The sequence below is a fragment of the Flavobacterium luminosum genome (assembly GCF_023635005.1).
In the GTDB taxonomy this organism is placed as follows: Bacteria; Bacteroidota; Bacteroidia; order Flavobacteriales; family Flavobacteriaceae; genus Flavobacterium; species Flavobacterium luminosum.
Genome location: NZ_JAMLJM010000002.1, coordinates 1 through 12,282 on the forward strand (window position 1 = coordinate 1; position 12,282 = coordinate 12,282).

The following is a 12,282-nucleotide window of genomic DNA, read 5'->3' on the forward strand; positions in this document are numbered from 1 at the left end:
TGATATTATACTAATAGTTAGATAAATTCCATAGAATGCAAATAAGTATAAAAGAAGCATTAAAAAAAGATTTGTCTTTTTAGATATTTTCATGTAATCAAAATTTTGCTTTAAAATTACCGCTAACTCGTAAATAGGCGAACCTGATTACGGATTCTTTTTGTCTTTTTACTGTTATTTAATAAGTTATAAAATGCTATTCAAAAAAGTGTACTTCGCTTTTCAAAATAGTATTTCGTTTCAAATATAAATAAAATATTACAAGAAATCCAAAGGACTGGCAATTTTTCGTAAACTTTTATCCGATACATTCGTGTATACTAATGTGGTTTTAATATCATTATGACCCAACAGTTCCTGAATAAATCGAATGTCGGTCCCGTTTTCCAGTAAATGGGTGGCGTAACTGTGCCGCAAACTATGTATGCCTACTCTTTTTTTGATATGTGCAGCTTCCAATGCTTCTTTGAAAATTTTTTGCACAGAACGGGAACTGTAGCGACCGCCATACTGCCCTTCAAAAAGGTATTCCTTGGGTTTGTAGGCAATATAATACTTTCGCAAAGGTTCTAAAATACTTTCCGGTAAGTTGACATATCGGTCTTTTTTTCCTTTGCCTCTTTCAATAAAAACCCGCATCGATTTACTGTCGATGTCCGCGATTTTTAAATGAATAATCTCAGAAACACGCAATCCCATGCCATAGCATAATTTTAATAAAGTGTTGTGCTTCAGGTTCTGCGTGACTTCAAAAAGACGTCTTACTTCATCAATATTTAATGCTTTGGGAAGTTTTAGTTGCTTTTTGGGACGGGGAATTTCTACAAAGATTTTTTCCTGACGCAAGACGTGTTCAAAATAAAATTTGATGCCGTTAATCCGACTGTGCAGACTGTTTTCTTTGAGTTTAAGGGTAGTAATACAATACAACAGGTAGTCATGAATGTCTTGCTCGGTACAACGTTTAATTTCTTTGTCTTTCAGAAAGTAAAGAAATTGTGCTAATTCCATGGTATAACAACGCAGCGTACTTTGACTGTATCCTTTAAGTTGTAATAAATCGATGAGTCGTTGTAATTCCCTCTGGTTTTCCACAGAAATTTTTGACAAAGTAGTTTTTCCAACAGTAAACTCGCTCGTAATTTTAAAAAGATTCCGATATTGGCTAACATCGGGGACGTACCACATTCGGTTGGTTTGGCTCCAAGTGGCTCCTACTAAGGTTTTGACTTCAGCGATGAGTTGTGAATTTCTTTCAAATTGTATGAAAATCACTTTTTTGTTGCGATGTTCTCCTAAAGTAAAGGTATAAGGCGTTAAATCTTTCATAATGGCGTATATTACAGTCAAATATAATAAAAAAAATAAAACCCCAACAGTAAAAATGTGTTGGGGTTTTATAGTTTTTAAGGGATAAGTTAGGCGAGGAAGAGTAAAAACAATAGGGGAAAGAGTATGCCCGCTAAGGCAAGTTTCCAACCTCGACGCTTAAAAGAGAATTTACCAGCCGGGATCATGATCGCTCCCGTAATGGCAATAACAATGAGTGATAACCCGAAAATGTCAGCATAATAAATCCACCAATGAGAGGTGCTTTTATGCAGTTTCATACTCTGACTAATAAGTGGTGTTTTAATAAAAGAAATCAGTTCACCTTGTCCGGTTTTTAAATCAATTTCTATATCGTGATTTTCAAAGGAGATTTTTAATTCTTCATCTTTAACTCGGTGTCGACGAAATTTATCTTCAATACCCAATTGCTTTCCCAGTGTTTCGGCATACTTTTCGGTAATGCTGTCCGGGTCGTTGGGTAGGGTTATGCTAATAGTTTTGGTTTCTATCGTATATTTTTCAGGATGCCAATGTTCTCGGTGATTCATTAATATACCTGAAAAAGCAAAGGAAATGATTAAGCCTAAATAAAAGTAGCCTAAATCGCGATGTAGATTTCTGATGGTGATTTGTTTCATGATTTTTAGAATTTATATCGTAAGGTGCTTGTAATTTGTCTGGGAGCAATGGGATTTACACTGTAATTTTCATGCAAAGTATAATTCAATTCGTTCGTAATATTGGATAGTTTGCACAACAAAGAAAATTGGTTCCATCGATACCCCAATGAAAAATCGATGGTGGTATAACCGGATACTGGAATCTCCCGATCCCAAATGCCGTTCGGATAAGAAGGATTGATTTGGTTATTCCATCCGCCAAGTCTGTCGCCAATATAGTTTCCTATAGCGCCCAAAGATACATTTTTTAATAGTCCTGTTGGTATCGTATAAAAGAAACTTAAGTTAGCAGTGTGTTGTGGAGTTCGTACCAAACGATCACCTTCAATAAAACTTCCTGGGGCACCGGTTGTTTTGGTAAAACGCATATCGTTGTAACTATATCCGGCCATGATGTTAAAATCGGGTATGGGTTTGTAGGTAAAATCCAATTCAATTCCTTGGCTTTTGGTCGCTCCGTTAAGCGATTTAACGTTGGGATTGGTGTTAACAGCTCCGGAAGCATCAAACTCCGCGGTTTGTGCTAAATTGCTGTTCATGATTTGATAAGCAGTAATGTTGGTAGTCAATGTTCCTTTCCAGAATTCATTTTTTATACCAACTTCAAATTGGTCAATAATTGAAGGTTTTAAAGCTTCATTATATATAGTAACACCGGTGTTAGGAGTAAAAGAATTGGCATAACTTGAAAACAAAGTTATCGTTTTATAAGGTTGGTAGATCAAACCTATTTTAGGAGAAAAAGCCCTATCGTTTCGAATCGTTTCTGGAGTAACCGTAGCCAATTTTAGATCATAACTCTCGGGTTGGGTTTGCTGATAAGAGTAGCGTATCCCTAATAAAGTTTTGAACTTTTCGCTAAAAGAAATTAAATCTTGAGCGTAAACACCCGCACGTTGTGTCGTTGTTTTTACAATTTTTGTTACCTCAGAGGGGAGTATAGGCCCTTCGTTTGCTACATCGTAAGAGGATGGATCAAAAATGTTAATCGTATCGTATGTAGTTACAGTGGCTCCGGTTGAGGGATCAAAAAATCTAAAAGTGTAGGTATCGGCATTAGAAATTTCCGTATCGATGCCGGTGAGTAATTGATGTTGAATCGTACCGGTTTTAAAGTGCCCCTGCAAACTAATCTGATGGGCAAAAATCTGTTCTAATGCTTTATTTCTTCCATACGGACGCTTCCAATCACCATTATTGGCCGGTTGTATGCGCTCGGTTCCTAGAGAGGTTCTGCTGAAATCTTGAAAGGAAGCGTTAAAATTTAGTTTCCATTCAGAAGAAAGTAAGTGGTTGACCAAAATCGATGTGGAGGCTTGTTGTGTCTTTCCGTTCGACCATCGGGCGCCCAAATAGGTATTTCTTGGAAGATTGGCAATAGCTTTTCCAATGGAGCCGGTACCAAAATCAGGAATCCAGTCATCACTCAAATAATCTCCTTGTAATGTAATTTCGGTTTTAGGACTGATTCTAAAAAGAAAGGAAGGGTTCCAATAGTATCGATTTCGTTGAACCACATCTCGGAAACTCTCGGAGTTTTCATACGAACCATTAAAACGGTACGCAATAACATCATTGAAACTTCCGTAAAGGTCTATTGAAGGTTTGTAAAATTGATAACTACTCATTTGTATGTTAAATTCACCTCCCGATTTGAAATCAGGGGTTTTGGTAACGAGATTTAAAATTCCCCCGGGACTAACATTGCCATACAACAGCGCAGCACTTCCTTTTAGTAGTTCAACTTTTTCTAGGGAAGAAACCTCAGGGATAGAACCACTGTTGTATCGAAAACCGTTTTTAAAGGTATTGTTTGCAGACATATCGTAGCCTCTGGACCAGAATGATTCCTGTGCTCCACCGCGGGAGGAACCCACATAAACACCATTCGCATTTTTAATGACATCACTCAAACGGATGGATTGCTGTTGCGCAATTATTTCATTTCCTAAAACTTGAAGCGATTGTGGGTTGTCCATTGGCTTTAACCCGGAACGAACGCTATTAACGGTTTTTCTGTGATGGTTGGCATGAATAGTAACTTCTTCTAATACTTTGGTTTTTTTCTTTCTCAAAGTGTCATGGTCAAAAGAAGTCGCTGGAATCGGTTCGGGAACGGCGGTTTGTCCAAAACAGAGGACGGAAGATAAAAGGAATAGGGCTTGAAGGGTTTTATATCTTTTCATTTTTACTATTTATTTAGATTGAATAAAAATAACAAAGCAAAAGTAAAGAGTGAACACGAAACATGCAAATTTTATTTAGATTAATTTTAAATAATATTTTTAACCCATTGAAAGTGAGCTTTTCTAAAAATTGGAAAGGGGATTCTTGAAACCTGAAACAAAAATTGTATTTTTGCACTCCAAAATAGACAAATAACATTATGTTAGACAGATTACAATATGTAAAACAGCGTTTTGACGAGATTTCGGACTTAATCATTCAACCGGATGTTATCGCCGATCAGAAACGTTATGTACAATTAAATAAAGAGTACAAAGACTTAAAAGCGCTGGTTGAAAAAAGAGAAGAATATATCAATCTGGATGGAAATATTAAAGAAGCCAAAGAAATCTTAGCGGATGGATCGGATGCCGAAATGGTCGAGATGGCAAAAATGCAATTAGAAGAAGCCACAGAAAGATTGCCGCAACTGGAAGAGGAAATCAAATTCATGTTGATTCCTAAAGATCCTGAAGATGCGAAAAATGTTATGGTGGAAATCCGTGCAGGTACAGGAGGTGATGAGGCTTCTATCTTTGCCGGTGATTTGTACCGTATGTATACTAAATATTGTGAAAATAAAGGATGGAGAACTTCCGTAGTCGATCTGAACGAAGGAACTTCGGGAGGTTTTAAAGAAATTATTTTCGAAGTGACCGGAGAAGATGTATACGGAACCTTAAAATTTGAAGCAGGGGTACACCGCGTGCAACGTGTTCCTCAAACCGAAACACAAGGTCGTGTTCATACCTCGGCAGCGACAGTGATGGTACTGCCGGAAGCAGAGGAATTTGATGTTCAGATTGATATGAACGATGTGCGTATCGACTTTTTCTGTTCTTCGGGACCGGGTGGACAGTCAGTAAATACTACAAAATCGGCAGTTCGTATGACGCATATTCCAACGGGTTTGGTGGCGCAATGTCAGGACGAAAAATCGCAACATAAAAACAAAGACAAGGCGTTAACCGTATTACGTTCTCGTTTATACGAAATGGAATTGGCTAAGAAGCAGGAAGAAGATGCTAAAAAACGTAACTCTCAGGTAAGTAGTGGAGACCGTTCAGCAAAAATCCGTACCTACAATTACCCTCAGGGACGTGTAACAGACCACAGAATTGGACTTACGTTATATGATCTAGACGGGGTGATGAATGGAAACATACAAAAAATCATAGACGAACTTCAATTGGTATCGAATACCGAAAAATTAAAAGAAAGCGAAGTCTTCTAATCATCACAAAAAGCCTTGTCATCACAAGGTTTTTTTTTGGGATATATATTTTTGTGGCTAATGGTTTGAAACAGGAATACGAAACAAACCAAAGGGAATATCAATTTCATCGTGAGGATTCTCGAAATAAGAGTGCAATCGAAAAGAGTAGTTAAAGAGAGTACTGAAGGCAACAGAATCACAAGCAAACGATGATTATAAAAATTGAAATAATTCAAATAAATAAGTAACTAAATTCAAAGAAAACAAAATGAGAAAAATTCTAGTAACAACCTTGGTCGTTGTTTGTTCGTTAACGGTTAAAGCGCAATCGTATATAGGGTTCCAGCAGGATAACTATGCAGGGGTGCAAGGGGTATTGTTTAACCCAGCCTCTATAGTAGATTCTAATTTCAGAACCGATATTAATTTGTTTTCATTCAATACCAACGTTACAAACGATTATTATGGGGTAACTTTTTTGGATGTTTTTAAAAGTGGCTACAATATAGAAACACAGGCAAAATTATTTCCTTCATCAGCGAATAATTTCATCATTAGTTCCGATATAATGGGACCGGCATTCATGTTCAATATCAAACCAAAACATGCTGTGGCGGTTTTTACCCGTGGAAGAGCCTTAGTGAATATTCATGATATTAATGGGGAATTATTCAATCAATTATCAGACGATTTTAATACCAATGAAGATTTTAACCTGAACGCGGGACATTTTAATATGACCGGAAATGCTTGGGGCGAATTGGGAGTTTCTTATGCTGGGGTATTGCTGGACAAAGGCAAACATTTCTTAAAAGGAGGTATTACTGTAAAATACCTACAGGGAATAGCTAACTCCTATACGAAAGGGAGCAACGTAACGGTGAATTATAATTACAATTCGGACCTACCAACAACCAATACCATAGCTACCACGGGGAATTTGACCTATGGAGGAAGTAACGATTTTGAAAAAAGCTTCGAAAACTTTGATTTTGATTCTAATTCTCAAGGTTTTGGTGGTGATTTTGGATTGGTTTACGAATACCGTCCTGAATCTGAAAATAAACCGGCAAATGGGTATAAATTTAAAGTAGGACTTTCTGTAACAGATCTAGGGGCGATCAACTATAAATTGTCGGATCAAAAAACCTACGATTTAAACAAAACGGTGACGGAAGCACAATACCAAGACGCAGGTTCTTTGGGAGACTTCTTAGAGCAAAATTATACGGTGACACAAACCAAAGGAGCTGTAAAAGCGGTTTTACCTACAGCGATTCATGCCAACGTAGATTGGAATTTTTATCGCAAATTTTATGTCAACCTAAACGGAGATATCAGTGCGGCAAACAGAACAGCTTTAAATGCGACAGCAGTAGCCAATGTGGTATCGGTAACACCCCGTTACGAAACCAAATTTTTTAGTTTTTACTTGCCTTTCAACTATATGCAATACCGCGGATTAATGGCAGGTACCGGACTGAGACTAGGTCCATTAATGTTAGGTTCGGGATCTTTACTGACCAATTTAATTTCAAAAGAATCCAAAGGATTTGATGTGTACCTAGGGTTAAAAGTGCCAATATATAAAAGTAGAAAAACGCAAAATACAAAAGTATAAACTGAAAAAAGCTGTTTCGCAAATAAGAGAAACAGCTTTTTTTATTTAAAATAATCCTTTGTATACAGGAATCAAAAAAATGACAGTGGAGTAGCTTTTCTTAGGATGCCTCAGGATCACTGCTATTAGAATCTTCCGCTTCTTTCTCTTTTTTTAATTCTTCCCAATGTTTCAATCGACTCCAAGCTTTGCTTCGTAAATGATCAGCGGTGGGTTCTCCTATTAAAAAACCGTAAGGACGTAAAGAAGGGGTGTGGTCAAAAATGATTTTTAAAGAAGCCGTAATCGGTAAAGCAAGAATCATTCCGCTGGTTCCCCAGAGCATCGAAAAAAGAATCAAGGACAAAATAGAAACAAAGGCATTCACACTCACTTTGGAACCGGTTATTTTTGGAGTGATAAAATTACCTTCTAAAAATTGTACAAATCCAAACACACCAATTACTCCAACAGAATACCAAACGGAGTCTTTCGTAGCCAAAGCCACTACAGCAGGCAACAAAGAACCAATGATGATTCCAATATAAGGAATCAACAACAATAGTGCGGCTAGAAAACCAAAGAAAAAGGCGTTTTCAATGCCAAGTACCAATAAGCCGATGCTATTCAATAGTCCTACGATGAGCATTACGGTAAACAACCCTAACAAATAGCTTTTCTGAACATCGTAAATTTGATCCAAGATGATATTCAAAAGTTTGTTGTTCTTTTCCGGAAAGGCTTTGTGGATAAATTCTACGAAAAAATTACGATACAAAAGGAAAAAGAAGATATAAATCGGAATTAAAAATAAATCGCTGAGTATGCTGGTCGAAGAACTTAAAAGATTGCCAATTCTGGAAAAATTGTCTTTCAATAAGGCTTCAAACTTTATATCGCTTTGGCTTAACAATTGCTTTTCATTAATGCCAAAATGGGCTTCCAGATACTGAAAAATTTCATCATATAAGGCGGTCAATCGGTTGGTGTACAAATCACTTTTATTCACAAAATCAGAGATCTGTACACTGATGAGCCAGATTAAAATTCCGATGATAATTCCTAAAATCAGTAATACGGTCAAAGCGGAAATAATTCGGTTGAATCGAAGTTTTACTTCTAGAAATTGAACAATAGGATAGACCATTATGCTCAAAATCAAAGAAATGAACAAAGGCACCAAAAAAGGTTGCATGATGTATAAAATAAATACAATCGCTATAATCGATACCAAATTATAGGCTAACGGAGCGCTCGGATGGGGTGTAGTGAACTTCATACGTAAATGTAAAAAATTAATTCATAAATAAAATTACATTGTCTAAGAAAATACACAAGCCTAACTTTGTCCTAAGGAGTTTGTATGCGATGGCTATGGTTCCGTGTTCCGAATGACAAAATAGGTACAAACAAGCGTAAAGGGCTTTCAGACTGAGGTGATATAATTTTGTGAATGCAGCCGTAATTAGTACTTTTGTACCACAACTTTCACTATGACAACACAACAACTTATTCAGCAAATTAAAACCAAACAATCCTTTTTGTGTATCGGATTGGATGTAGATCTTACCAAAATCCCCCAACATTTGTTAGCGACAGAAGATCCTATCTTCGAATTCAACAAAGCCATTATCGACGCGACACACGATCTGTGTGTTTCGTACAAGCCCAATACGGCCTTTTATGAAGCTTATGGAATCAAAGGGTGGATGTCTTTGCAAAAAACAATTCAGTACATCAATGAAAAGTACCCCGAGCAATTCACTATTGCAGATGCCAAAAGAGGTGACATCGGAAATACTTCAGCGATGTATGCCAAAGCTTTTTTTGAAGATTTACAGTTCGATTCGGTGACCGTAGCACCTTACATGGGCAAGGATTCTGTAGAACCGTTTTTGGCATTCGAAGGGAAACATACCATTTTATTAGCGTTAACTTCTAACGAAGGCGCTTACGATTTTCAGACATTACCTTTGGAAGGAAAAGAACTATACCAAAAGGTTTTGGAGACTTCCAAATCATGGAAAAACAGTCAAAACCTAATGTATGTCGTAGGGGCAACCAAAGCCGAATTTTTCAAAGAAATAAGAAAGATTGTTCCGGATAGTTTTCTTTTGGTACCCGGTGTAGGGGCACAAGGTGGAAGTTTGCAGGAGGTTTGTCAATATGGGATGAATCAAAACATCGGTTTGCTGATTAATTCTTCCAGAGGGATTATCTATGCTTCTAATGGAGAAGATTTTGCACTCAGAGCTAGAGAAGAAGCACTAAAGCTACAACAGGAAATGCAGGAAATTATTAAAAACATAAAGTAAAAGTACGTGGCCACAAAAACAATAACCGACCAATTAGGAATTGAGCATACTTTCCAATCGACTCCTAAAAGAATTGTATCGCTTGTCCCTTCCCAAACCGAATTGTTATACGATCTAGGTTTAGAAGACAGTATCGTAGGAATTACCAAGTTCTGTATTCATCCTTTTCATCTAAAATCGACCAAAACCATTGTGGGAGGTACCAAACAGGTGAAAATAGAGAAGATCAAAGCCTTACAACCGGATATTATTATTGCAAACAAAGAAGAAAACACCGAGGAAATAGTGGCTTCTTTGCGAGCCATTGCGCCAGTTTGGGTAACAGATATTGTTTCTATAGAGGACAATATACAGATGATTGAAGATTTTGGACAAATATTCAACAAACGTACGGAAGCGCAAAAATGGATCGATAAAATTAATTTTGCGTACCAAGATTTTCAAAATTTTATCGCCGACAAGAAACCAAGAAAGGTCGCTTATTTTATATGGGCCAATCCTTACATGGTGGCGGGAGGAGAAACCTATATCAACGAGTTGCTCAAACTAAACAAGTTCCAAAATATCTACGACAATCATCCCAATTACCCAGGCCGTTATCCTGAAATTGTAATCCAAAAAATGCGCATTCAAGGCGATCCGGACGTGGTTTTTCTATCTTCGGAACCTTTTCCATTTAAAGACGAACATGCTTTCGAATTGGGAAGATATACCCATCATGCCATTACGATTTTTGTAGACGGAGAAATGTTTTCTTGGTACGGAACCCGATTGGCAAAAGCTTTTGAGTATTTCAAAAAATTGCACGAACGCTTGGGGGAGCCGCACGAGCATCATCACCACCATTAAAAACAGAGTCAAGCAGCATCAGAAAAACGCAGAAGATGATTCCATGAGCATACTGATACAGCAATTCGAAAAGAGTATATGAAGGTTTAAAAGAACGAAATAGAATACTAAAAAAAGGAATCGAAATAAATAGTGACAAGACAGTTAAGTTTTTTTGTATCTATCTTAAAATCATTACATTTGTGCTAACCTTAAATTCTACTGTTTGATTTCGTATACTATATATATAAATGAAGCCACAACGCAGTGGGTGACCTTTGTGCATGGGGCCGGTGGAAGTTCGTCCATTTGGTTCCGACAAATTCGCGAGTTTCAAAAACATTTCAATGTTTTGCTATTAGACCTTCGAGGGCATGGCAATTCCAATCAGACGGGATATAAAAATCCTTTTCAAAAAAAATATACTTTCAAATCAATCGCCCAAGATGTGGTAGAAGTATTGGATCATCTCAATATTCAATCGTCGCATTTTGTTGGAATCTCATTAGGAACCATAGTCATTCGCCAGCTAGCCGAAATGCACCCCGAGAGAGTAAAAAGTATGATTATGGGCGGGGCTATTCTTAAAATGAATTTCCGTTCACAAATTCTCATGCGTCTGGGGAATATTTTCAAATACATTCTGCCGTATTTGGTCTTGTATCGTTTTTTTGCATTCATTATTATGCCAAAAGACAATCACAAACAATCAAGGGTATTGTTCATCAATGAGGCCAAAAAATTATACCAAAAAGAATTCATCAAGTGGTTTAAACTAACGGCGGAAATCAATCCGGTGCTCAAATGGTTCCGACAGGTTGAACTCAACATTCCTACGCTATACATCATGGGAGAAGAAGATTATATGTTTTTACCTTCTGTGAAAAAAGTGGTAGAAGCGCATTACAAAACCGCTAAACTGTATGTTATAGAAAAATGCGGTCACGTGGTGAATGTAGAGCAACCCAATATCTTCAACGCTCAAGTAATTCATTTTCTAAAACTGCAGAATTAGAAAAAGGAGCAGTACAAAATAGATTGATTGTAAAGATTTTCTTTTCATTAGATTTTGGTACAAAAGAATGGTATTTTCCAAAATAATAATGAAAATCACAAATGGGAATCCGGAATTAATCGGTAAAATGGGGAGGTAAGAACAGTAAAAGTTATAGTATTCAAAGAAGCAAAAAAAAAGTCGGTATAAGGTGTACCGACTTTTTTATAAACTAACCAAACCAAACAAAATTCTAAGAATTTCTGAAACAAAGGTCGGTATTTTTTTGCTATTCCAAAGTTAAGAGAATGTTATTATCTTGTTGATTATGAAAATTTTAACGCTTATTTTTTATCCTGAAGCGCAAATACTTTTTTCAACAAATCGGAACTTCTTGAGGTTAAGTTAGTTCGAATGTTTTTCTCTTCAACAGAAATCATCGTGAAGACACCTTGCATCGCTTTATTGGTAGTATAATCGGTCAAATCTGGGTTTACTTTCTTAACCAAAGGAATACTGTTGTATTTAGTAATAATATTGGTCCATATTTTATCCGCACCTACTTTAGCGAACGAATTTTTGATTACGGGATTAAATTTGGCATACAAGGCCGTTGAGGTAGAACTTTCCAAATAAGTGGTAGCCGAACGCTCGTTGCCCAAAAGAATGTTTTTAGCATCGGTAAAAGTCATTCCTTTAATCGCATCGACAAAAATTGGAGTCGATTCTTTTACCGCATCTTCTGCAGCACGATTCAAAACTTTCAAACCTTCATCGGCTAATTTGCTCATCCCAATATCGCGCAAGGTTTTGTCTACTTTTTGTAGTTCTTCCGGCAATAGAATTTTAACCATTTCGTTTTTATAAAAGCCATCCGTAGCGGTAAGTTTTACCACTTGTTTGTTGATACCGTTGTTCAAAGCTTCTTTCAGTCCAGAGGCAATTTCAAATTGGGAAACTCCTTGTTCCATGGGAAGTTGGTTAACAACTTGTTGCAATTGGGCACAACCCATAAAAGGGATAATGGCACTAAGTAGGAATAGTTTTTTCATGGAGATATTTTTTATTTTCAAAGATAGGCAAATAGAGTG

Annotated in this window: 10 protein-coding genes; 5 read left to right on the forward strand and 5 right to left on the reverse strand. The window is 36.9% G+C overall.

Annotation, left to right across the window (positions count from 1 at the left end):
* Positions 1-258: 258 nt before the first annotated feature.
* From NAT50_RS03170 to NAT50_RS03180, 3 genes are all read right to left on the reverse strand, one after another.
* Positions 259-1,329 (reverse strand): tyrosine-type recombinase/integrase, encoded by a 1,071-nt coding sequence (locus NAT50_RS03170; protein WP_250591429.1) that lies wholly within the window; start codon positions 1,327-1,329, stop codon positions 259-261.
* An 89-nt stretch (positions 1,330-1,418) separates the two neighbouring features.
* Positions 1,419-1,970, reverse strand: coding sequence for a PepSY-associated TM helix domain-containing protein (locus tag NAT50_RS03175; protein WP_250591431.1), 552 nt, complete (start codon positions 1,968-1,970; stop codon positions 1,419-1,421).
* A 5-nt stretch (positions 1,971-1,975) separates the two neighbouring features.
* Positions 1,976-4,198, reverse strand: coding sequence for a TonB-dependent siderophore receptor (locus tag NAT50_RS03180; RefSeq protein ID WP_250591433.1), 2,223 nt, complete (start codon positions 4,196-4,198; stop codon positions 1,976-1,978).
* A 200-nt stretch (positions 4,199-4,398) separates the two neighbouring features.
* On the opposite strand from NAT50_RS03180, the gene prfA reads away from it, so the two are divergent.
* Positions 4,399-5,472 (forward strand): peptide chain release factor 1, encoded by a 1,074-nt coding sequence (prfA, locus tag NAT50_RS03185; RefSeq protein WP_250591435.1) that lies wholly within the window; start codon positions 4,399-4,401, stop codon positions 5,470-5,472.
* 250 nt (positions 5,473-5,722) lie between these two features.
* The gene (locus NAT50_RS03190) at positions 5,723-7,075 is read left to right on the forward strand and encodes a DUF5723 family protein (RefSeq protein WP_250591437.1); all 1,353 of its coding nucleotides are present in this window, start codon (positions 5,723-5,725) and stop codon (positions 7,073-7,075) included.
* 100 nt (positions 7,076-7,175) lie between these two features.
* Here the strand turns inward: NAT50_RS03190 and NAT50_RS03195 are convergent, their stop codons facing one another.
* A complete protein-coding gene (locus NAT50_RS03195) occupies positions 7,176-8,333 on the reverse strand; it encodes an AI-2E family transporter (RefSeq protein WP_250591439.1) in 1,158 nt (385 codons plus the stop codon).
* Positions 8,334-8,547: 214 nt separating this feature from the next.
* Between NAT50_RS03195 and pyrF the strand changes: the two genes are divergently transcribed.
* The 3 genes from pyrF to NAT50_RS03210 all read left to right on the forward strand — a co-directional run bounded on the left by pyrF (position 8,548) and on the right by NAT50_RS03210 (position 11,212).
* On the forward strand, positions 8,548-9,369 hold the full coding sequence (gene pyrF, locus NAT50_RS03200; RefSeq protein WP_250591441.1) for an orotidine-5'-phosphate decarboxylase: 822 nt from the start codon (positions 8,548-8,550) through the stop codon (positions 9,367-9,369).
* Between the two features lie 6 nt (positions 9,370-9,375).
* On the forward strand, positions 9,376-10,218 hold the full coding sequence (locus NAT50_RS03205; RefSeq protein ID WP_250591443.1) for an ABC transporter substrate-binding protein: 843 nt from the start codon (positions 9,376-9,378) through the stop codon (positions 10,216-10,218).
* 205 nt (positions 10,219-10,423) lie between these two features.
* Positions 10,424-11,212: an alpha/beta fold hydrolase gene (locus NAT50_RS03210; protein ID WP_250591445.1), complete on the forward strand. Its 789-nt coding sequence runs from the start codon at positions 10,424-10,426 to the stop codon at positions 11,210-11,212.
* Between the two features lie 323 nt (positions 11,213-11,535).
* On the opposite strand, the gene NAT50_RS03215 is transcribed toward NAT50_RS03210, so the two are convergent.
* The gene (locus NAT50_RS03215) at positions 11,536-12,243 is read right to left on the reverse strand and encodes a DUF4197 domain-containing protein (protein ID WP_250591447.1); all 708 of its coding nucleotides are present in this window, start codon (positions 12,241-12,243) and stop codon (positions 11,536-11,538) included.
* Positions 12,244-12,282: the final 39 nt, after the last annotated feature.

Bases quoted from the DNA above. Each gene is read 5' to 3' on its own strand.
- NAT50_RS03170 (WP_250591429.1), bottom strand. From the start codon at position 1,329: ATGAAAGATTTAACGCCTTATACCTTTACTTTAGGAGAACATCGCAAC.
- NAT50_RS03175 (WP_250591431.1), bottom strand. From the start codon at position 1,970: ATGAAACAAATCACCATCAGAAATCTACATCGCGATTTAGGCTACTTT.
- NAT50_RS03180 (WP_250591433.1), bottom strand. From the start codon at position 4,198: ATGAAAAGATATAAAACCCTTCAAGCCCTATTCCTTTTATCTTCCGTC.
- prfA (WP_250591435.1), top strand. From the start codon at position 4,399: ATGTTAGACAGATTACAATATGTAAAACAGCGTTTTGACGAGATTTCG.
- NAT50_RS03190 (WP_250591437.1), top strand. From the start codon at position 5,723: ATGAGAAAAATTCTAGTAACAACCTTGGTCGTTGTTTGTTCGTTAACG.
- NAT50_RS03195 (WP_250591439.1), bottom strand. From the start codon at position 8,333: ATGAAGTTCACTACACCCCATCCGAGCGCTCCGTTAGCCTATAATTTG.
- pyrF (WP_250591441.1), top strand. From the start codon at position 8,548: ATGACAACACAACAACTTATTCAGCAAATTAAAACCAAACAATCCTTT.
- NAT50_RS03215 (WP_250591447.1), bottom strand. From the start codon at position 12,243: ATGAAAAAACTATTCCTACTTAGTGCCATTATCCCTTTTATGGGTTGT.